We start from the raw sequence: 20,786 nt of genomic DNA, 5'->3' as shown, positions 1-20,786 counted from the left end.
GTTGGCGCCTCAGATAGGAAGCCGGCTGGTCAGTTTAACCCGCCGCATCGCAAAGCTGGAATTTACCGAGGAGACCCCCGGCAGATGGACCAGCGTCTTCTTGAGATATCGTTCATATTCCTCGATCGAGCCGGTAATCACGCGCAGGACGTAATCGCTTTCCCCGCCCACCAAAAAGCATTCGACGATATTGGGCAGGCTCTGCACGGCACTTTCGAACGCGTCGAGCGTTTCTGCGTCATGCCGCGACAACCGTATATTGGCAAACACATCGACGCCCAGCCCGAGCTTGCGCTCGTTGAGGAGGAGGCTGCGTCCGCGAATGACGCCGTCTTCTTCCATCCGCTTCAACCGCCGCCAGCATGGCGTGTGCGACAGCCCGACGCGTTCGGACAGGGCATTGATCGACAGGTCGGGGTCGGCCTGCAGCGTTCGCAATATCTTCCAGTCAGTCTCATCCATAATGGCGCGCGCCTTGCATCATGTTGCGTTGCAGCGCAATGCGATTGATGTTTGGCGTCCCTTATTGGGATAGAATTCCTCCGCGATGGGATTATGGGGCAAAGAAAGGAAAGATATACCGCAGATTGCCGTGTAATTTTTTCGCAAAGCACGCGCCCCGCAGCCCGCACCGGGCCGGCGCGCGCACATAGCCGCAAGGATGCCGATTTTGCCCGATTCGAACCTGTCCAAATCCAACCTTCCCCCGCTCAGCCTCTATATCCCGGAACCGCCCGCGCGCCCCGGCGAGGAGGTCAGTTTCGCGCATGTCGACAGGGGCGAACCGGGCGCGGTGCGCCGTCCCGACAGCGCCGAGACGGAAAAGGAGATGCGCGATCTTCCCTACAAGCTGATCCGCGTGCTCGATGACGATGGCAATGCGGTGGGGCCGTGGAACCCGATGCTGGGCGCCGACACGCTCATCAAGGGGCTGCGCGCGATGATGCTGGCCCGCGTGTTCGACGACCGGCTGTTCCGCGCGCATCGGCAGGGCAAGACCAGCTTCTACATGAAGAGCACGGGCGAGGAGGCGATTTCCGCCGCCCAATCGCTCGCGCTGGACAAGGGGGACATGTTTTTCCCCACCTATCGCGCATTGGCGTGGCTGCATGCGCGCAACTATCCGCTGACCACGCTGTGCAACCAGATCTTCTCCAATGCGGAGGATCCGCTCGCGGGGAAGCAATTGCCGATTTTGATGTCGGCGCGCGATTACGATTTCTATTCGATTTCGGGCAATCTTGGCGTGCGTTTCGCCCATGCGGTCGGTTGGGGCATGGCGTCGGCGTACAAGGGCGGGCGCAATATCTCATTGGGCTATGTCGGCGACGGCACCACGGCGGAGGGCGATTTCCACGAGGCAATGACCTTTGCCGGCGTGTTCAAGGCGCCGACGATCCTGTGCATCACCAACAACCAATGGGCGATTTCCAGCTTCGCCGGGTTTGCGCAGGCGGAACAGACGCCGTTTGCGGCCAAGGCGCTGGCCTATGGCATGCCGGGGCTGAAGGTGGACGGCAATGATTTCCTCGCGGTGTGGGGCGCGACGCAATGGGCCGCCGAACGCGCGCGGACCAACAATGGCCCGACGCTGATCGAATTCTACACCTACCGGGCGGAGGGGCATTCCACCTCCGACGATCCGACCAAGTATCGCCCCAAGGACGAGGCATCGAAATGGCCGCTGGGCGATCCGGTCGAACGGTTGAAGGACCACCTCATCGGTCTTGGCGAATGGGACGAGGACCGCCACGCCGCCCTCGTCGAGGAATTGAAGGAAAAGGTCCGCGTCGCGGTGAAGGAAGCCGAAAAGATCGGCACTCTGGGCCAGTCGAAGCCGCCCATCGACGAAATGTTCGAGGATGTGTTCGAGGAAATGGACTGGCGGCTGAAGGAACAGAAGCGCGAATTGCTGCACCGGCGCGGCCTCGATGGAAAGAAAGGCTGACCATGGCCAGCAAACGCATGAACATGATCCAGGCGCTCAATTCCGCGCTGGATGTCACGATGAGCCGCGACGAGAACGTCCTCGTCTTTGGCGAGGATGTCGGCTATTTTGGCGGCGTTTTCCGCGTCACCGAGAAATTGCAGGAAAAGCACGGGCTGCAACGCTGCTTCGACGCGCCATTGACCGAGGGCGGCATCATCGGTGCGGCGATCGGCATGGGCGCCTATGGCCTGCGCCCGGTACCGGAAATCCAGTTCGCCGACTACATCCTGCCCGCCTATGACCAGCTGGTGAGCGAGGCGGCACGGCTGCGCTACCGCTCCAACGGCGAATTCTGGGCGCCGATCACCGTGCGCACCCCCTATGGCGGCGGCATTTTCGGCGGGCAGACGCACAGCCAGTCGCCCGAGGCGATCTTTGCCCATGTGACGGGCCTGAAAGTCGTGATCCCGTCGAACCCCTATGATGCGAAGGGGCTGCTCATCTCCTCCATCGAATGCGACGATCCGGTCGTGTTCCTGGAGCCGAAGCGCCTGTATAACGGCCCGTTCTACGGCCGCCCAGACGAGGAATTGAAGACCTGGGCCAATTCCGACCATGTCGGCGCCGACGTGCCGGAGGGGCATTACGACGTGCCATTGGGACGGGCGTCGATCGTGCGCGAAGGGACCGAGGCGACCGTGCTGGCCTATGGCACCATGGTCCATGTGGCGGAGGCGGGCATCGCCGATTCGGGCGTGGATGCGGAGCTGATCGACCTGCGCTCCATCGTCCCGCTCGACATCGATGCGATCACGGCATCGGTGCGGAAAACCGGCCGCTGCATCATCCTGCACGAAGCGTCGCGCTATGCCGGGTTCGGGGGCGAATTGTCCGCGCTGGTGCAGGAACGCTGCTTTGACTATCTGCGCGCGCCGATCGCGCGGGTGTGCGGATACGACATGCCCTATCCCCATGCCTTCGAATGGGATTATTTCCCCGGACCGGTGCGCCTGTCCGAAGCCTTGAAATCCGCCGTGGAGTATCGCTGATGGGTCGTTACAAGTTCCGCCTGCCCGACATTGGCGAAGGCGTGGCCGAGGCCGAGATCGTCGAATGGCACGTGAAGCCCGGTGACGAAATCGCCGAGGACGATCCGCTGTGCGACGTGATGACCGACAAGGCGACGGTCGACATGACCACGCCGGTCGGCGGCAGGATCATCGCCATCAATGGCGAGGTCGGCGAGATGAAGGCGGTCGGCAGCGTGCTGGTCGAGATGGAGGTCGAGGGCGCCGGCAATGCCGACAACGACGCCCCCGCCGAGACCGCATCGCAACCGTCGGACGGTGCCAGCGATCGCAAGGACAGCGATGGCCAGAACAGCGGCGGGCAGGACGGCGACCACGTGCCGCAGGCGGGCGACCCGGCCCCCGAACCTTCGCCGAAAGCCCCGGCCGACACGCCCAGGCCCAACCCGGCCCCCGCCCCGGCACCAACGCCCGCGCCCCGTGCCAAGGTAACGCCCGCCCCGACGAGTTCCAGCGGAAAGCCGTACTTCGCCCTTGCCGCCCCGGCCACGCGCCGCCGCGCGGCAAAGCTCGGGCTCGACCTGGCCAAGGTGCCGGGCACGGGCCGCAACGGGCGCGTCACCCCCGACGATATCGAGGCCTATCTCGGCAGCGGGGGCGACAGCCGTTATACCGTGCGCGACGCGGTCGAGGAAAAGAAGATCATCGGCCTGCGCCGCAAGATCGCCGACCGCATGGCCGAGGCGAAGCGCAACATCCCGCACATCACCTATGTCGAGGAGTTCGATCTTACCGAGCTGGAAAAGCTGCGCGCCGCGATGAACGAGGACCGCGCCGAGGGGCAGCCCAAGCTGACCATCCTGCCGTTCTTTGTCCGCGCGCTCGTCCGCGTGCTGCCCGATTTTCCGCAGGTGAACGCGCATTTCGACGATGCCAACGGCATGTTGCAGCAATTCGGCGCGGTGCATGTCGGCATCGCGACGGCGACGCCCAACGGGCTGATGGTGCCGGTCGTGCGCAATGCCGAAACGCTGACCGTGTGGGAAAGCGCGGACGAAATCGCGCGCCTGTCCACCGCCGCGCGCGACGGCACCGCCGGGCGGGAGGAGCTGTCGGGCTCCACCATCACGATCACCTCGCTCGGCCCGCTTGGCGGCATTACCACCACGCCGATCATCAACCGGCCCGAGGTCGCGATCATCGGCCCGAACAAGCTGGTCGACCGGCCCGTGGTCGAGGGTAGCTTCATGTCGGTGCGCAAGATCATGAACGTGTCCTGCGGCTTCGACCACCGCATCATCGACGGATATGAGGCCGCCTTGTTCGTGCAGAAGATGAAGCGCCTGCTCGAACATCCCGCGCTGATCTTCATGGATTGAACGCGATAAGCGCCGGGCGCACTTTTCAAACCGCGCCCGGCTCGCTAGGGCCACGGGTGCAACGAATTTTTTCAGGAGCACCGGTAGCCTTGTCCAGCCTGATCCTCGTCCGCCACGGCCAGTCGCAGTGGAACCTCGAGAACCGTTTCACCGGATGGTGGGACGTGGACCTCACCGACAAGGGCGAGGCGGAGGCCAAGGCCGCGGGCGAGCTGATGATGGCGAAGGACATGCGTCCGACCGTCGCCTTCACCTCGCTTCAGACGCGCGCGATCCGCACGCTTCACATCGCGCTGCAGGCGGCGGGGCGGCTGTGGATCCCGGAAACGAAGGACTGGCGCCTCAACGAACGCCATTATGGCGGGCTGACCGGGCTGGATAAGAAGGAAACGGCGGACAAGCACGGCGAGGAGCAGGTGCAGCTCTGGCGGCGCAGTTTCGACACCCCGCCCCCGCCCATGGCGCGCGGCGGGCTGTTCGACCTGTCCGCCGACGACCGCTATGCCAACATCCCCGTGCCCGACGCCGAAAGCCTGAAGGACACGATCGAACGCGTCGTCCCCTACTACCGCGAGGCGATCGTGCCGGTGATGGAGGCGGGCGAAACCGTCATCATTTCCGCCCACGGCAACAGCCTGCGCGCGCTGGTGAAGGAATTGTCGGGCATTCCCGATGACGAGATCACCGGCCTCGAAATCCCGACCGGAAAGCCGCTCGTCTACCCGGTGGAAAACGGGCGGGTGTCGGGCGAACGCTACTTTCTCTCCGACGGCTGAGGCAGGGACAATGGCGGCACCGGTGGCAATCGTGATGGGCAGCCAGTCCGACTGGCCGACGATGAAGCATGCCGCCGACGTGCTGCACGATCTCGCGGTGGATACCGACGTGCGCATCGTGTCGGCGCATCGCACGCCCGAACGCATGTTCGATTTCGCGAAGGGCGCCGCCGACGCAGGGATCAAGGTCATCATCGCGGGCGCGGGCGGGGCGGCGCATCTGCCCGGCATGATCGCATCGATGACGCATCTCCCCGTGCTGGGCGTACCGGTACAGTCGCGCGCGCTTTCGGGGCAGGATTCGCTCCTCTCCATCGTGCAGATGCCCGGCGGCGTCCCCGTCGGCACGCTCGCCATCGGCGAGGCGGGCGCGAAGAACGCAGGGCTTCTCGCCGCCTCGATCCTGTCGCTCGGCGATGCGTATCTCGGCGACCGGCTCAAAGCCTGGCGCCAGATGCAGAGCGATGCCGTCGCGGAGCGTCCGACCGATGCCGGATAAGCGCGTGGCCATCGCACCGGGCGCGACGATCGGCATCTTGGGCGGTGGGCAGCTTGGCCGGATGATGGGCGTCGCAGCGGCGCAGCTCGGCTATCGCTGCCATGTGTTCGCGCCCGATGATCCGTGCGTGGCGGCCGAAACCTGCGCCGCGTTCACGCCTGCCCCGTTCGAGGACGAGGACGCGCTTGGTCGCTTCATGAACGCGTGCGACGTCGTGACCTATGAATTCGAGAACGTGCCGGTCGGTCCGCTGGCCGCGGTGGGGGTGCCCCCTTGCGCGCGCCGATCCGTGCGCTCGAAATCGCGCAGGACCGATTGGCGGAGAAGCGTTTCGTGGCCGATCTGGGCGGGACGCCCGCCCCCTTCATGGCCGTGGACGACGAGGCGGATTTCACCCGCGCGATCGAACAGATCGGCACGCCCGGCATCGTGAAGACCCGCCGCGACGGCTATGACGGCAAGGGGCAGTGGCGCATCATGTCGCCCCGCGATGCGGAGGATGCGGACCTGCCCGCCGCTACGCCGCTGATCTACGAAGGTTTCGTCGATTTCCTCGCCGAATTCTCCGTCATTCTCGTACGCGGAATGGATGGAGAGATCCGGTACTGGGACAGCGCGGAGAACGAGCACAGCAGCGGCGTCCTCGCGCGCTCCACCGTTCCGGCCCGCCCGGACATCGCCGCGCAGGTACCGGCGGCGCGCGACCTCTCGGCCAGCGTGGCGGAGGCCCTGGGCTATATCGGCGTGCTCACGCTCGAATTCTTCGCCACGGCGCAGGGGCCGGTTTTCAACGAAATGGCGCCGCGCGTGCACAATTCCGGCCACTGGACGATCGAAGGCGCGCGCACGAGCCAGTTCGAGAATCATATCCGCGCGATCTGCGGCTTGCCGCTGGGCGATACGGCGACGATCGTGCCGGGCGTGGTGATGGACAATCTCATCGGCGAGCAGGCCAATGGCTGGGCCGGGGTGCTGGCCGACCCTGCGAATCACCTGCATCTTTACGGCAAGGATGTGCGCGAGGGGCGCAAGATGGGCCATGTGACCCGGCTTATCCTGGATGTGGCGGCGTGACCGGGCCGGAGCTTTTCCTCGTCGCCGCGCGGGCCGACAACGGGGTGATCGGCATCGACAATCGCCTGCCGTGGCATATCCCGGCGGATCTCGCCCGGTTCAAGCGGCTGACCATGGGATCGCCGATGATCATGGGGCGCGCGACCTTCGATTCGCTGCCCGGCATATTGCCCGGTCGGCGGCATATCGTCCTCACCCGTCAGGATGGCTGGCAGGCGGACGACGACGATGTGGAGGTGGTCCACGATCTCGACGCCGCGATCCACCGCGCCAATGCCGCGCGCATCGCGGTCATCGGCGGGGCGGAGGTGTTCGCGCAGGTCATGCCGCGCGCCCGCCGGATCGAGCTGACCGAGGTGCATGCCGATTTTGCCGGGGACACGCACATGACCGCGCCCGATCCCGCCGTGTGGGAGGAAACCGCGCGCGAGGATCATCCCGCCGAGGGAAAACGCCCGGCCTATAGCTTCGTCACCCTGAAACGCCGGGGTTGAGCGGCTCGCCCCGTTCCTGCACAGACGCGCGATGATCCGCCTCGACGCCCGTGAACCCATGCCCGACGCGCTTGCCGGCGCGACGATGGCGCTCGGCAATTTCGATGGGGTGCATTCGGGGCACCAGGCCGTCATCGGCGCCGCCATCGCCGATGCGCGCGCCCATGGCCGCCCCGCCATCGTCGCCACCTTCGATCCGCATCCGGTCCGCTATTTCAAGCCGGACACGCCGCCCTTCCGCCTGACCACTCTGGATCAGCGGGAGGAGCTTTTCGCCGCGCTCGGTGCCGATGCGATGGTGGTCTTCGCCTTCGACCGGACGCTGGCGACCACCACGGCGGAGGATTTCGTGGCCGACCTCCTCGCCAGCCGGCTCGCCGCCAGATGCGTCGTGACGGGAAGCGATTTCACCTTTGGCAGGGGGCGGTGCGGCGATGTCGCGGCGCTGCGCACGCTGGGCGCGAAGGTGGGCATGGACGCGATCACGGTCGAACCCGTCACCAATGGCGAACAGATCGTATCGTCGAGCCGTATCCGCGAGGCTTTGAGTGCCGGCGATCCCCGGCTCGCCGCCCGGCTGCTCACCCGCCCCTTCGCCGTGCGCGGCACGGTGCGGCACGGGGACAAGGTTGGGCGCACCATCGGCTATCCCACCGCCAATCTCGATCTCGGGCAATATCTGCGTCCGCGATACGGGATTTACGCCGTGACCGGGCGGCTCCCCGACGGGCGCGTCTTGCAGGGCGCGGCCAATGTCGGCATCCGCCCCAGCTTCGACCCGCCGAAGGAATTGCTCGAGCCGTATTTCTTCGATTTCGCCGAAGATCTTTATGGGCAGGAGATCGAGGTCGCCTTTCACCATTTCCTCCGGCCGGAGGCGAAGTTCGACGATCTCGACGCATTGGTCGCGCAAATGGCGAAGGATTGCGACCGGGCGCGGGCCTTGTTGAACGGGTGAAGCGGGGCGCGACGTCGAACCGGCTTTATCCGCGCGCCATTTCGGTTTAACGCGCCGGACGATGACCGAAAAGCGCGATTATAAAGACACGGTGTTCCTGCCGAAGACCGATTTCCCCATGAAGGCCGGCCTTCCGCAAAAGGAGCCGGGCATTCTGGCCGGGTGGCAGGATGCGAATCTCTACGACACGTTGCGCAATGCGCGGCGCGGGCGGGAAAAATTCATCCTGCACGACGGCCCGCCCTACGCGAACGGGGACATGCATATCGGCCATGCGCTGAACCATGTGTTGAAGGACATGGTCGTGCGCACGCAGACGCTGCTGGGCAAGGATGCGCCCTACGTGCCGGGCTGGGACTGTCACGGGCTCCCGATCGAGTGGAAGGTCGAGGAGCAGTATCGCAAGAAGAAGAAGAACAAGGACGACGTTCCGCGCAAGGAATTCCGCGCCGAATGCCGCGCCTATGCGCAGCACTGGGTCGATGTGCAGCGCGATCAGTTGAAACGGCTGGGCACGATGGCGGATTGGGACAAGCCCTATCTCACCATGGATTTCGAGGCCGAGGCGACGATCGTCACCGAGCTGCTGAAATTCGCCGAATCGGGGCAATTGTATCGCGGTGCGAAGCCGGTGATGTGGTCGCCGGTCGAAAAGACCGCGCTCGCCGAGGCGGAGGTGGAGTACGAGGACATCACCTCGACGCAGATCGACGTCGCGTTCGAAATCGTGGAATCGCCGGTTGCGGAACTGGTCGGTGCGCATGCGGTGATCTGGACGACGACGCCGTGGACGATTCCGGTGAACCAGGCTTTGGCGTTCGATCCCGACAGCGAATATGTGGCCTTTCCTCACGCGGGTAAGCGCTACGTTTTCGGTCGGCGTCTCTACAGTCACATGGCGAAGGCGCTTGGCATCGAAGAAAGCGTTATTGTCGATTGGCTCGATAAGACGGTCGGTGAAGCCAAGCCGGACGAATGGCTGACATCGGAAACCCTCGCCAAGACCAAGGTCCGCCACCCCATGCATCATCTCGGCGGGTTCTATGCCGAGCCGCGCCCGATGCTGCCCGGCGATTTCGTCACGATGGATTCCGGCACCGGCCTCGTCCATATGTCACCCGACCATGGCGAGGACGATTTCGAGCTGTGCAAGGCCTATGGCATCAACCCGAAATTCGTGGTGGAGGCCGATGGCCGCTATCGCGAGGACTGGCTCTGGCTGCCGCGCACGGACGAACGCAGCGCCTCGGTCATCAATCCGAAGTTCAACGCCCCCGACGGCCCGATCTGTTCGGATTTGCGCGATGCGGGTGCGTTGCTGTCGGTTGGCAGTTACGAGCATTCCTACCCGCATAGCTGGCGCTCGAAGGCGAAGATCATCTATCGCTGCACGCCGCAATGGTTCGTGCCGATGGATCGCGCGTTGAGCCATACGCCGGCCAAGGCCGTGAAGGAAAAACGCTGGGAAAACGAAGGCGGCGCGATCGATCCGGCGGATGAGCACCAGAATCAGCCGATGACGCTCCGGGAAACCGCGCTCGCCGCACTCGACGATACGCGGTTCGTTCCGGCCAAGGGGCGTAACCGCATCGGTTCGATGGTGGCCAACCGGCCCGACTGGGTGCTGTCCCGTCAACGCGCATGGGGCGTGCCGATCACGCTGTTCGTCAATCGCGAAACCGGCGAATATCTCGTCGATCCTGCCGTCAACGCGCGCATCGTTGCGGCCATTCGCGAAAACGGCGTCGATGGCTGGGACGAGGAAAATGCCGCCGCCCTGCTCGGCCCCGATTACGATCTCGACGATTACGAGCGGGTCGCCGATATTCTCGACGTGTGGTTCGATAGCGGGTGCACCCATTCCTTCGTCCTGGAATCGGGCAAATGGCCGGACCTGAGCTGGCCCGCCGATCTTTATCTGGAGGGCAGCGACCAGCATCGCGGCTGGTTCCAGTCGTCCCTGCTCGAAAGCTGCGGCACGCGGGGCCGTGCGCCCTATGACGCGGTGCTGACCCATGGCTTCACCATGGACGGCAAGGGCGAAAAGATGTCCAAGTCGAAGGGCAACACGATCAGCCCGCTCGACCTGATGCGCGATTACGGCGCCGACATCATCCGCCTGTGGGCGCTTTCGGTCGATTATACCGAGGATCACCGCATCGGTCCCGAAATCCTGAAGGGTGTCGGGGATCAGTATCGCCGCCTGCGCAACACGTTCCGCTACCTGCTCGGCGCGTTGTCCGATTATGCGGAGGAAGAGGCGCTTCCGGTGTCCGAATTGCCGGAGCTGGAACGCTACGTGCTCGCGCTGCTGGCGAAGCTGGATGCGAAAATGCGCCGCGCCGTCGATGATTTCGAGTTCAACGATTACAACCGGGCGCTCGTCGATTTCTGTAACGAGGATCTGTCCGCGTTCTTCTTCGATATTCGCAAGGACAGCCTGTATTGCGATGCGCCGACCGATACGCGCCGCCGCGCCTATCGCACCGTGCTCGACATGCTGTTCCACGCGCTGGTGCGCTATGCCGCGCCGGTGCTGGTCTTCACGGCGGAGGAGGTGTGGCAGACCCGCTTCCCAGACGAGGACAGCGTGCACCTGCTCGAATGGCCCGGAATCGATCCGGCATGGGACGATGCCGCGCTGTGCGAACGCTGGGCCGGGTTGCGCGAATTGCGCGAGGACGTGAACGAGGCGATCGAACCGCTGCGCCGGGAAAAGACCATCCGATCCAGCCTCGCCGCAGAGGTCCGCGTACCCGCCGATGCGGTGCCCGCCGGATTTGACGATGGCGATCTTGCCGAATTGTTCATCACCGCGACAGTGGAACGCGGGCAGGACGACGCGGTGCAGATCACGCCCACCGACATGGCCAAATGCGGCCGTTGCTGGCGCCATCTTCCCGATGTGGCGGAAGACGGCGACCTTTGCGCGCGCTGTGACGACGTGGTCGGCGATACGGAGGATGCCGCGTGACGCAGGCCGGCACGCAGTCTGTCTGGCGCCACCGGACCACCGGCCTTGCCATCGCAGCCGGGATCGCGCTCGTCGATCAGCTGGTAAAGCTCTGGCTGCTCGGCCCGATGCGGCTGCGCGAACGCGGGGTGATCGACATCGTGTCGTTCTTCGACCTGCGCTATGCCGAAAATCGCGGCATATCCTATGGTTTTCTCACCGCCGACAGCCTGGAGAGCCGGATCCTGCTGTTCGGGATGACCGGGTTGATTGCGCTGGGCGTGCTGATCTGGATGCTGCGGGAAAAGCGGTTCGGCGATATTGTCGCGCTGGCGCTCGTGCTCGGCGGGGCGGTCGGCAATATTATCGACCGGCTGCGCTTTACCTTCGTGGTCGATTATGCCGATCTGCACTTCGGCACGTTTCGCCCCTTTGCCATTTTCAACCTTGCCGATGCGGCGATTACAGGCGGCGTGGTTTTGCTGCTCGCCCGCTCGCTGCTAATACGGGACAAGCCGGAGGACAGCGCGGCGGCCGCATGATGGCCTGCCGCGTCGCTTATTCACAACTGGCCGCCACGGCCCGGAGACGATACCCAATGCGCAAATTTTCCGCTCTCGCCGTTCTGGCCGCGCTGCCCATGCTGGGCGGTTGCGGTGCCGGACTGAACCTGTTCGACCGCGATGCCCCGGACGAGATGATCGTCGCGCGACAGGCGCCGCTGGCTCTTCCGCCAGATTTCACGCTGACCCCGCCCGAACCCGGCGCCCCCCGCCCGCAGGACCCGTCGAGCAGTCAGCAGGCATTGGAAGCGATGTTCGGCGGCCCGGCGAGCCGGAGCGGCGTGGAAAGCACGGCGATCTCGCGCGCGGGCGCGTCCGATGCGGGCATCCGCTCCTCCGTCGGGGATACGGCCACGAACACGGTCGACAAGGGCGTCGTCACCCGCGACATCATCGCCGCGCCGCAGGGCGACGGCGGCGAGGCGCAGGCGGTCATTCCCGAAGGCTGATCGATGGCATGATGTCCGGCGGACGGTTCCGCCGGACCTTGTTCAAACCTCGCCCGGATCGCCGTCTGTCATCGCGTCGGGCGGCGCGGGCACTTCACGACTGACCAGCAGCTTGTCGATCCGGCGCCCGTCCATGTCGACGATTTCGAAGCGCCAGCCCTGATCCGTGAAATGCTCGCCCTCTGTCGGCAGGCGCTTCATCACCCAGAGCGTGAATCCCGCCAGCGTGGCGAATTCGCGATCCTCCGGCACCTCGATGCCGAGAAAATCGGGCAGGCGGTCCACTGGCAATGCGCCGGACAGCAACAGCGATCCGTCCTCGCGCTCCACCACCATCGGATCGTCGCCCTCGTCCGCGTGGCTCACGAAATGCCCGACCAGCGCGGACAGCAGGTCGGCCGGCGTCACGATCCCCTCGAACTGCCCGTATTCATCGTGCACAAGCGCCATGGCGACATCGCCGCGCTGCATGATGCGCAGCGCGTCGAGCGCATCGACCTGGTCCGGGATCACCTCCGCCTTGCGCATGATGCGGGAGATATTGGGACGGCGTCCTTTCATCAGCACGGCCATCGCCTCGCGCACCTTGATGACGCCGATGATGTTTTCGACCGACCCCTGCCCCACCGGGAGCAGCGAATGCGGCGATCTGTTGATGACGGCGTGCAGATCGTCGATGCTCGCCCGCCGGTCGACCCAGTCGATCTCGGTCCGCGGCGTCATCAGCTCGCGCACCGGACGGTCCGACAGGCGCAGCACCTCCGACATGATCGTGCGCTCGGCCTCCTCGATCGCGCCGGACCGCGTCGCCTCCGATATGATGAGGTGAAGCTCGTCCGCGGTGACACCCGATTCGCCGCTCCCGCGCAGGCCGAGCAGGCGCAGCAGCACATCCGTCGACCGGTCGAGCAGCCAGACCAGCGGCAAGGCGATCCGCGCCAGCAACGCCATCAACGGCGCGGTCAGCATCGCGATCCGCTCCCGCCCGCGGAGCGCGATCTGCTTCGGCACCAGCTCGCCCACGATCAGGCTGAGGTAAGTGGTTAGCGCGATGACGAGGATGAAGCCCGCCTCGTCCGCAATATCCGCCGGAATGCCGAGCAGGGCCAGCCGCTCGCCCACCGGATCGCCGAGACTCGCGCCGGAATAGGCACCCGCGACGATACCAATCAGCGTGATGCCGATCTGCACGGTGGAGAGGAACTTGCCCGAATCGCTGGCCAGTGAAAGCGCGATGCGCGCGGATTTGCTGCCCTCCTGCGCCATCCGGCCGAGCCGGGCCGGGCGCGCCGACACGATCGCGAGTTCCGACATGGAGAACACACCGTTGAGCAGGATCAGCCCGACGATGATGAAAAGATCAGTCCAGGGGAAGGGGGACAAGCCGGGCGCCTTTGGCCAGAACGGGAGTGGAATTCGGAATTCGGGTGATAGCGCCCTTTTCCCCCGCCGGGCAAGCGCCGCGATGGCGTGCGCGATGCGGAACCGGCGCCCCGTCCCGCGCGTTATACAGGCCAATAGTCGCCCGAAACCTATTTTCGAATGTTGTCAGTAAACCGCCCGGGCGCGTCAAAGAGGATATTTCCATGGCCAAACGCTATTTCACCACCGCCATTGCCGCTGTGTCGCTGATCGGTCTCGCAGGCTGCGTCACCGACCCCAACACCGGGGAGCAGAAGGTCTCGCGCACCGTTCTGGGCACGGCGGGCGGCGCGGCGGCGGGCTATCTGCTCGGCGGGATCATCGGCGGGAAGACGGCGCGCATCATCGGCGCGGGCGTCGGCGGCGTGGCCGGCGGCGCGGTGGGCTACACCATGGATCAGCAGATCAAGGAATTGCGCGAACAGACCGCCGGCACCGGTGTCGACGTGCGCGAGGACGGCGATTCGATCCTCGTGAACCTGCCGAATGGCGTGACCTTCCCCGTCGACAGCTACACCATTCAGCCGCAGTTCCGCAGCACGCTGGATTCGATCGCGCAATCGCTGCGCACCTATCCCAACAGCCTGATCGACGTGTACGGCTATACCGATTCGACCGGCTCCGACAGCTATAACCTGCAATTGTCGAAGCAGCGCGCCGAGGCCGTCGCCAACTACCTCATTCAGCAGGGCGTCCCCGCCGCGCGCATCGCATCGCAGGGCTTTGGCGAGACGAATTTCGTCGCATCGAACGATACCGAGGCTTACCGCGCACAGAACCGCCGCGTCGAGCTGAAGATCATTCCGATCAGCCAGGAAGAGGTTGACGCCGCGCGCAACTGATCTTGCGCGGATCGCGTTTATGAAGGGCGGGCCCCGGCGGACAGCCGGTCGGCCCGCTCCTTTATATGGGCGAGCGCGGGAGCATGGATGCCGGGCGCGGTGACCAGCGTCCCGAACGCCCGCGGGTCACGCTTGTTATAGGCAAAGGGCTGACCGAAAGCATCGGTGACGATGGCGCCCGCCTCCCGCGCGATCAGGCCGGCGGCGCCGATGTCCCATTCATAGCCCCAGCGCAGCGTCGCAACGAGATCCGCCTCCCCCGCCGCGACCATCGCGATGCGCAGCGCGATGCTGTTGGGCTTGTCGACCATGGTGAAGATCCGGTCGACCTTGGGCAGGGCATCGACGGGAACCCGCGCCCCGACGAGCGATTCGCGCCGCCGCGCGCGCAGGGCGGCGCCATTGCGCGTTGCACCCTGCCCCGCTTCTGCCGACCATGATTCGCCGCGCGCCGGAGCCTGCAACCGGGCGAGGAGCGAGCGGCCCGCGCTGACCAAGGCGACGGAAATGGCCCAGCCCGTCCGCCCGCGCAGGAAATCGCGCGTGCCGTCGATCGGATCGACGAGCCAGATCAGCCCGTCGGCGATGCGGTCGGGCGCATCGGCCGTCTCCTCCGAAAGCCAGCCGGCGGCGGGAAGCAGGCGCGACAATTCCTCCCGCAAAAAGGCGTTCACGGCGATATCGGCCGCGCAAACGGGTGTATTATCGTCCTTTTCCCAGCGTTCCGGCGCATGGCCCGCCCCCGGCCACATGGCCATGGCGATGCCGCCTGCCTCCTGCATGATGCGGTCCAGGCGCTCCTGGTCGATCATCGCGGTTCTGCATTCGCTTTTGTCATCAATCGCCCTTTAACGTCCGGCCCCGAATGGGTGCCGCCGCCTGTCCTGCCTTTGCAATCGCATCGCATTTGCGCATCGCCCCCTCACCAAAGCGGCAGCAGCCCTTTTCAAGCAGGCAATGCTATGCTTTACGCAAATGCAAAATGCGAGCCATGGCTGCAAAATGCGGGACATGGATGCAAAAAGCGGGCAACCGCGCAACCAGACTCACTCTAGACGATAGGGACCGTCCATGAATATCCATGAATACCAGGCCAAGGAACTGCTCGCGGACTTCGGCGTCGGCATCCCCTTAGGCCATGCCGCACTCACCGTCGAGGAAGCGGTCGAAGCGGCCAAGAAGCTGCCCGGACCGCTCTATGTCGTGAAGGCGCAGATCCACGCCGGCGGCCGCGGCAAGGGCAAGTTCAAGGAACTCGGTCCCGATGCGAAGGGCGGCGTCCGCCTCGCCAAGAGCATCGACGACGTGCGCGCCGATGCCGAGGACATGCTCGGCAACACGCTCGTCACCGTGCAGACCGGCGACGAGGGCAAGCAGGTCAACCGCCTCTACGTCACCGACGGCGTCGACATTGCCGAGGAATACTACCTCGCCCTGCTCGTCGACCGGGCCAGCGGTCAGGTCGCCATGGTCGTGTCCACCGAAGGCGGCATGGACATCGAGGATGTCGCGCATTCAACCCCTGAAAAGATCACCACGATCACCATCGACCCGGCGCAGGGCTTCATGCCGCACCACGGGCGCGCGGTGGCCTTTGCGCTGAAGCTGGACGGCGACCTCAACAAGCAGGCGCAGAAGCTGTCGAAGCAGCTTTACGAGGCGTTCATGGCGCTCGACGGCGAGATGCTGGAAATCAACCCGCTGGTGGAAACGAAGGACGGCAAGCTGCTCGTCCTCGACACCAAGATGAGCTTCGACGGCAACGCGCTCTATCGCCACCCCAAGGTGGAGGAACTGCGCGACGAAACCGAGGAAGACCCGGCCGAGGTCGAGGCGAGCAAGCACGATCTCGCCTATATCAAGCTCGACGGCAATATCGGCTGCATGGTGAACGGCGCCGGGCTTGCCATGGCGACGATGGACATCATCAAGCTCAACGGTGCGTTCCCGGCCAATTTCCTCGACGTGGGCGGCGGCGCCACGACCGAGAAGGTGACCGCGGCGTTCAAGATCATCCTGTCGGATCCGGCGGTCGAAGGCATTCTGGTCAATATCTTCGGCGGGATCATGAAGTGCGACATCATCGCCGACGGGATCGTCGCGGCGGCGAAGGAAGTGAACCTGTCGGTGCCGCTGGTCGTTCGCCTCGAAGGGACGAATGTCGAGAAGGGCAAGGAAATCCTTGAAAATTCGGGCCTTCCCATCGTGTCCGGCGACAATCTGGGCGACGCCGCGGAGAAGATCGTCGCGCAGGTCAAAAAGGCCGCGTGAACCATTTGCGGGGCGGTGTGTTATGACCATACCGCCCCTTTGAATTTCTACGAAACTTGGGAGACAAGCGCATGAAGGCTCTCGTACCCGTAAAGCGGGTGATCGATTATAACGTGAAGCCGCGGGTGAAATCCGACGGTTCCGGCGTCGATCTCGCCAATGTGAAGATGAGCATGAACCCCTTCGACGAAATCGCCGTCGAAGAAGCGATCCGTTTGAAGGAAGGCGGCAAGATCGAAGAGATCGTCGCCGTATCCATCGGCCCGGCAAAGGCGCAGGAAACGCTGCGCACCGCGCTCGCCATGGGTGCCGACCGCGCGATCCTGGTCGAAACCGACGACGATGTCGAACCGCTGGCCGTGGCGAAGATCCTCAAGGCGATCGCCGCCGAGGAAGAGCCGGGCCTCATCCTGCTCGGCAAGCAGGCGATCGACGACGATTCCAACCAGACCGGGCAGATGCTCGCCGCGATGATGGAACGGCCGCAGGGCACCTTTGCCAGCAAGGTCGAGATCGACGGCGATGCCGTGACCGTCACGCGCGAGGTGGACGGAGGCCTCGAAACGGTGAAGCTCACGCTTCCCGCCATCGTCACCACCGACCTGCGCCTGAACGAGCCGCGCTATGCTTCGCTGCCGAACATCATGAAGGCGAAGAAGAAGCCGCTCGATACCAAGACGCCCGGCGATTACGGGGTCGATACCGCGCCGCGCCTCGCCGTGACCAACGTGTCCGAACCGCCGGTGCGCCAGGCCGGTGAAAAGGTCGCGGACGTCGATGCGCTGGTTGCCAAGCTGAAGTCCATGGGAGTTGCGAAATGAACACGCTCGTCCTTGCCGATCATGACAATTCCGAACTGGGCGATGCGACGCTCGCCACCGTCACCGCCGCGGCGAAGCTGGGCGATGTGACCGTGCTGGTCGCGGGCGCCGGTTGCGGCGCGGTCGCCGATGCCGCCGCGCAGGTCGCCGGCGTGTCGAAGGTGCTCAAAGCCGACGATGCGGCGTACGAGCATCAGCTGGCCGAAAACGTCGCGCCGCTGATCGCCGGTTTGATGGAAGGGTTCGACGCGTTTCTTGCCCCCGCCACCACCACGGGCAAGAACATCGCCCCGCGGGTCGCCGCGATGCTCGACGTGATGCAGATTTCCGACATTCTCTCGGTCGAGGGGGACAAGAGCTTCACCCGTCCGATCTATGCCGGCAATGCCATCGCCACCGTCGAATCGAGCGATCCGAAGCTGGTCATCACCGTGCGCGGCACCGCCTTTGAAAAGGCGGAAGCGACCGGCGGATCCGCCAGCGTCGAGGATGCGAGCGGTCCGGGCGAATCCGGTCTGTCGAGCTTCGTCGGGCAGCAGCTCGCCGAGAGCGACCGGCCCGAGCTGACCAGCGCGAACATCATCGTGTCGGGCGGACGCGCGTTGAAGGACGGCGAAACCTTCGAAAAGATCATCATGCCGCTCGCCGACAAGCTGGGCGCCGGCGTCGGCGCCAGCCGCGCGGCGGTCGATGCGGGCTATGTCCCCAACGATTACCAGGTCGGCCAGACGGGCAAGATCGTCGCCCCCGAAGTCTATTTCGCGATCGGTATCTCCGGCGCGATTCAGCATCTCGCCGGCATGAAGGATTCCAAGGTCATCGTCGCCATCAACAAGGACGAGGATGCCCCGATCTTTCAGGTCGCCGACATCGGCCTCGTCGCCGATCTGTTCGAAGCGGTGCCGGAATTGACCGGGAAGCTCTGACCCTGTTGCAGGATAAGCGGGAAACCCCCGGCCGCGACATGCGCGCCGGGGGTTTTTCATGAAGGCCCCTCGATGACGATCCCCTCGCCCTGCCGGAAGGTCTGTACGCTCGACGACGCGGGCGAATGGTGCACGGCTTGCGGACGCACACTGGACGAAATCGCGCGATGGGCGATGCTTCCACCGGGGGAGCGAAAGGCGATCATGGCGCAATTGCCGGCACGGCTCGATCGCGGGTCGGGAGAACGGCCGGGGCCGTGACGCGGACGCGTCGCCGCAAGGCTCAGATAGCAGGCGCCTTCGCGCTCAGATGGCGGAGGACCCGCCGGCTGATCTGGCGCTGCTGCTCCGCTGTAAACTCGTCATCGTTCTCAGCGAACTTGTCGTCCTTCCCATCGGCAAAGACATAGCGCGCGACGATCTCGCGTTCCTTGCGCAGCACGCCCTTCATATCGTCGATGGCAGCGGCACGAACCGGACCCGGCCCAGCCCCGCGGGAGCCATCCGCCGCGGCAAGATCCCTGCACAAGCGGTCCATGATGCCGCGTTCGTATTCCGACAGAAGCCGGTCGAGCGCCCCCTGGGCCAGGCGGCGGGCGGCCCCCTGCTCCACGCGCGTCATCGCGGACACGTCGACGAGTTCGATATAGTCCCCCTCGCCATGATCGAGTGGGACGACGCTATATCGTATCGGCGCCTTCGTTTCGCGCAGCTCGGGGCGGACGCGATTGCGCAATGCCTTCAACTCGCCCCTCAGCGGCCATGTCACGAAGGTCGTGAAGCGCGCGATGGCTGGATCATAGTCGTCGATCGCCCGGTGAACCGCGATCGCGCAGGCCTGCTCCGCATCGTCGGCCCATGCGTTGAGCCCGTAGGCGCGCGTCAGATGGCGAATGCGCGGACCGAGCAGCGCCATGATCCGGTCGAAATGCCGGTTTTCTTCCGATTTGCAGCGGCGGTCACGCGTCGCGCGATACTGGGCGCGAGTGGTGCGTGCGCAGGCTACCTCATGCTCGAGCGCATCGGTGATGGCGGACATGACACTCTCCGTCTGCGGGCGGGTTGGTCGCATCGCCCAACGGAAAGAGTATCGATCATGCGCTAATATCGAGAAACGCGCACCTAGCGGTTTTTACCTAAGACCCCTCAGGGGAGCCAGATTTCCAGCGTATGGATCGCCACCCCGACAAGCCCGCCGACCAGCGTGCCATTGATGCGGATGAACTGCAGGTCGCGCCCGACCGCCCGTTCGACGCGGTCCGTAATTGTGGCCGCGTCCCACCCCTTGACCGTTTCGGAGACGAGCCGGACCAGCTGATCGCCATAGCGGCTCGTCACGCCGACCGCGCTGCGCCGGGCAAAGCGGTTGATCTGCAATTGCAGGCGCGGATCGGATTGCAACGCCCGGCCCAGATCGGTGAGCGTCCCGCTCAGATAGCCCGACACCGCCTGCGGGTCGCGGGCCAGCGCGATGAGCTTGTGCCGCATCCGTTCCCAGACGCCCTGCCACCAGGCGCCGACGGCCGGGTTGTTCAGCAATTCGGTCTTGAACCCCTCGACCCTGGCTCGCATCTCCGGGTCGTGGACGAGGTCGTGGGCGAGGCTGTCGAGCCCCTCCTGCGCCTTCGCGCGGAGCGGGTGGTCCGGATCGACCAGCATCTCGGCCAGCATGCGGTAAAGCCCGTCGAGCACCGAATTGGCGAGTTTCGCATCGAGCCCGGTCCAGCGCAGCAGCGAATTGGCCCGGTCGCTGATCATCTGCCGGACGAGCGCCTCGTTATCCTCCAGCGTCAACCCGGCCCAGCGGATCACCCCGTCCATCAACGGAAGATGGCGTCCGTCCGCGATCGCGCCTGCCAGCATCTCGCCCAGCACCGGCGCGATCTCGATTCCTTCGAGCTGGCGTTTGAGCCCGTCCTTCACCTGCGCTCCGAGCCGATCCGGGTCGAGCGATTCCAGCACCTCGGCAAAGAGCGCCGCCGCCCCCGCACCGACATTCGATTGGGCCAGCCGTTCCGGATCCGCGAGGAAATCGCCCGCCGCCTGCGCGAGGTTCATCGGGCGCATGCGCCGCGCCACGACCTGCGGAATGAGGAAATTATGGCGCAGGAAGCTCGCCATATTGTCGGCAATGCGGTTCTTGTTCGTGGGGATGATCGCCGTATGCGGGATCTTCAGGCCCAGCGGATGGCGAAACAGCGCGGTCACCGCGAACCAGTCGGCCAGCGCACCGACCATCGCCGCCTCGCTGAATGCCGTGACGAACCCGATCGCGGGAATGTCGTCGTACCGGCGCGAGACGAAGAACACGACCGCCATGAGCACGAGCAGCCCGGTCGCAAACATGCGCATGGTCCGTCCCCGGTCCTGCACATCGTCCGCGGGCATGGTCGGATTAAGC

Annotated in this window: 20 protein-coding genes and 1 pseudogene; 16 read left to right on the top strand and 5 right to left on the bottom strand. The window is 65.0% G+C overall.

All coding sequences use genetic code 11. The annotated features are described in order from the left end of the window. Positions 1 to 9: 9 nt before the first annotated feature. Entirely contained in the window at positions 10 to 462 is a 453-nt protein-coding gene (locus JD971_RS07690; protein ID WP_202087053.1) for an Lrp/AsnC family transcriptional regulator, read from the bottom strand. Positions 463 to 670: 208 nt separating this feature from the next. Between JD971_RS07690 and JD971_RS07685 the strand changes: the two genes are divergently transcribed. The 11 genes and pseudogenes from JD971_RS07685 to JD971_RS07635 all read left to right on the top strand — a co-directional run bounded on the left by JD971_RS07685 (position 671) and on the right by JD971_RS07635 (position 12,103). Further along, on the top strand, positions 671 to 1,948 hold the full coding sequence (locus JD971_RS07685) for a thiamine pyrophosphate-dependent enzyme (protein ID WP_371809726.1): 1,278 nt from the start codon (positions 671 to 673) through the stop codon (positions 1,946 to 1,948). A gap of 17 nt (positions 1,949 to 1,965) precedes the next feature. Then, complete coding sequence (locus JD971_RS07680) at positions 1,966 to 2,979, top strand: alpha-ketoacid dehydrogenase subunit beta (RefSeq protein ID WP_202087459.1); 1,014 nt, start codon at positions 1,966 to 1,968, stop codon at positions 2,977 to 2,979. Further along, positions 2,979 to 4,337, top strand: a complete 1,359-nt coding sequence (locus tag JD971_RS07675; RefSeq protein ID WP_202087051.1) for a dihydrolipoamide acetyltransferase family protein — start codon at positions 2,979 to 2,981, stop codon at positions 4,335 to 4,337. The genes JD971_RS07680 and JD971_RS07675 overlap by 1 nt, the downstream gene beginning before the upstream one ends. A gap of 89 nt (positions 4,338 to 4,426) precedes the next feature. Further along, positions 4,427 to 5,113, top strand: a complete 687-nt coding sequence (gene gpmA, locus JD971_RS07670; protein ID WP_202087050.1) for a 2,3-diphosphoglycerate-dependent phosphoglycerate mutase — start codon at positions 4,427 to 4,429, stop codon at positions 5,111 to 5,113. A gap of 10 nt (positions 5,114 to 5,123) precedes the next feature. Next, positions 5,124 to 5,612 carry a 5-(carboxyamino)imidazole ribonucleotide mutase gene (gene purE, locus JD971_RS07665; protein WP_202087049.1) on the top strand — a complete coding sequence of 163 codons (489 nt, stop codon included), beginning with the start codon at positions 5,124 to 5,126 and terminating at the stop codon, positions 5,610 to 5,612. Next, positions 5,602 to 6,686 (top strand): annotated as a pseudogene (locus tag JD971_RS07660) (5-(carboxyamino)imidazole ribonucleotide synthase). Before purE ends, JD971_RS07660 begins: the two are co-directional and overlap by 11 nt. Next, the gene (locus JD971_RS07655; protein ID WP_202087048.1) at positions 6,683 to 7,180 is read left to right on the top strand and encodes a dihydrofolate reductase; all 498 of its coding nucleotides are present in this window, start codon (positions 6,683 to 6,685) and stop codon (positions 7,178 to 7,180) included. Before JD971_RS07660 ends, JD971_RS07655 begins: the two are co-directional and overlap by 4 nt. Positions 7,181 to 7,211: 31 nt before the next feature. Further along, positions 7,212 to 8,138 (top strand): bifunctional riboflavin kinase/FAD synthetase, encoded by a 927-nt coding sequence (locus JD971_RS07650; protein WP_202087047.1) that lies wholly within the window; start codon positions 7,212 to 7,214, stop codon positions 8,136 to 8,138. A 61-nt stretch (positions 8,139 to 8,199) separates the two neighbouring features. Further along, positions 8,200 to 11,112 (top strand): isoleucine--tRNA ligase, encoded by a 2,913-nt coding sequence (gene ileS, locus JD971_RS07645; RefSeq protein WP_202087046.1) that lies wholly within the window; start codon positions 8,200 to 8,202, stop codon positions 11,110 to 11,112. After that, positions 11,109 to 11,633, top strand: a complete 525-nt coding sequence (gene lspA / locus JD971_RS07640) for a signal peptidase II (protein WP_202087044.1) — start codon at positions 11,109 to 11,111, stop codon at positions 11,631 to 11,633. Before ileS ends, lspA begins: the two co-directional genes overlap by 4 nt. A gap of 56 nt (positions 11,634 to 11,689) precedes the next feature. After that, positions 11,690 to 12,103 carry a DUF3035 domain-containing protein gene (locus JD971_RS07635; protein WP_202087042.1) on the top strand — a complete coding sequence of 138 codons (414 nt, stop codon included), beginning with the start codon at positions 11,690 to 11,692 and terminating at the stop codon, positions 12,101 to 12,103. Between the two features lie 42 nt (positions 12,104 to 12,145). Here JD971_RS07635 and JD971_RS07630 read toward each other — a convergent pair whose 3' ends face one another. Beyond that, complete coding sequence (locus tag JD971_RS07630) at positions 12,146 to 13,486, bottom strand: hemolysin family protein (protein ID WP_202087040.1); 1,341 nt, start codon at positions 13,484 to 13,486, stop codon at positions 12,146 to 12,148. Positions 13,487 to 13,689: 203 nt separating this feature from the next. On the opposite strand from JD971_RS07630, the gene JD971_RS07625 reads away from it, so the two are divergent. Continuing rightward, positions 13,690 to 14,367, top strand: coding sequence for an OmpA family protein (locus tag JD971_RS07625; RefSeq protein ID WP_202087039.1), 678 nt, complete (start codon positions 13,690 to 13,692; stop codon positions 14,365 to 14,367). 17 nt (positions 14,368 to 14,384) lie between these two features. Here the strand turns inward: JD971_RS07625 and JD971_RS07620 are convergent, their stop codons facing one another. Next, a complete protein-coding gene (locus JD971_RS07620; protein WP_202087038.1) occupies positions 14,385 to 15,179 on the bottom strand; it encodes a 3'(2'),5'-bisphosphate nucleotidase CysQ in 795 nt (264 codons plus the stop codon). Between the two features lie 259 nt (positions 15,180 to 15,438). On the opposite strand from JD971_RS07620, the gene sucC reads away from it, so the two are divergent. The 4 genes from sucC to JD971_RS07600 all read left to right on the top strand — a co-directional run bounded on the left by sucC (position 15,439) and on the right by JD971_RS07600 (position 18,646). Continuing rightward, a complete protein-coding gene (gene sucC, locus JD971_RS07615) occupies positions 15,439 to 16,638 on the top strand; it encodes an ADP-forming succinate--CoA ligase subunit beta (protein ID WP_202087037.1) in 1,200 nt (399 codons plus the stop codon). A gap of 71 nt (positions 16,639 to 16,709) precedes the next feature. Further along, positions 16,710 to 17,459, top strand: a complete 750-nt coding sequence (locus tag JD971_RS07610) for an electron transfer flavoprotein subunit beta/FixA family protein (RefSeq protein ID WP_202087036.1) — start codon at positions 16,710 to 16,712, stop codon at positions 17,457 to 17,459. Next, positions 17,456 to 18,385, top strand: a complete 930-nt coding sequence (locus JD971_RS07605) for an electron transfer flavoprotein subunit alpha/FixB family protein (RefSeq protein WP_202087035.1) — start codon at positions 17,456 to 17,458, stop codon at positions 18,383 to 18,385. Before JD971_RS07610 ends, JD971_RS07605 begins: the two co-directional genes overlap by 4 nt. A gap of 72 nt (positions 18,386 to 18,457) precedes the next feature. Further along, complete coding sequence (locus tag JD971_RS07600) at positions 18,458 to 18,646, top strand: DUF1289 domain-containing protein (protein ID WP_202087034.1); 189 nt, start codon at positions 18,458 to 18,460, stop codon at positions 18,644 to 18,646. A gap of 22 nt (positions 18,647 to 18,668) precedes the next feature. Here the strand turns inward: JD971_RS07600 and JD971_RS07595 are convergent, their stop codons facing one another. Continuing rightward, positions 18,669 to 19,424: a sigma factor gene (locus JD971_RS07595; protein WP_202087032.1), complete on the bottom strand. Its 756-nt coding sequence runs from the start codon at positions 19,422 to 19,424 to the stop codon at positions 18,669 to 18,671. A gap of 107 nt (positions 19,425 to 19,531) precedes the next feature. Next, positions 19,532 to 20,773 carry a DUF445 domain-containing protein gene (locus JD971_RS07590; protein ID WP_236672344.1) on the bottom strand — a complete coding sequence of 414 codons (1,242 nt, stop codon included), beginning with the start codon at positions 20,771 to 20,773 and terminating at the stop codon, positions 19,532 to 19,534. Between the last annotated feature and the right edge of the window lie 13 nt (positions 20,774 to 20,786).

This window comes from Croceicoccus sp. YJ47 (genome assembly GCF_016745095.1).
GTDB lineage: Bacteria > Pseudomonadota > Alphaproteobacteria > Sphingomonadales > Sphingomonadaceae > Croceicoccus.
The sequence above is the reverse complement of the archived record's forward strand: the minus strand, read 5'-3'. Positions and strand labels throughout refer to the sequence as shown.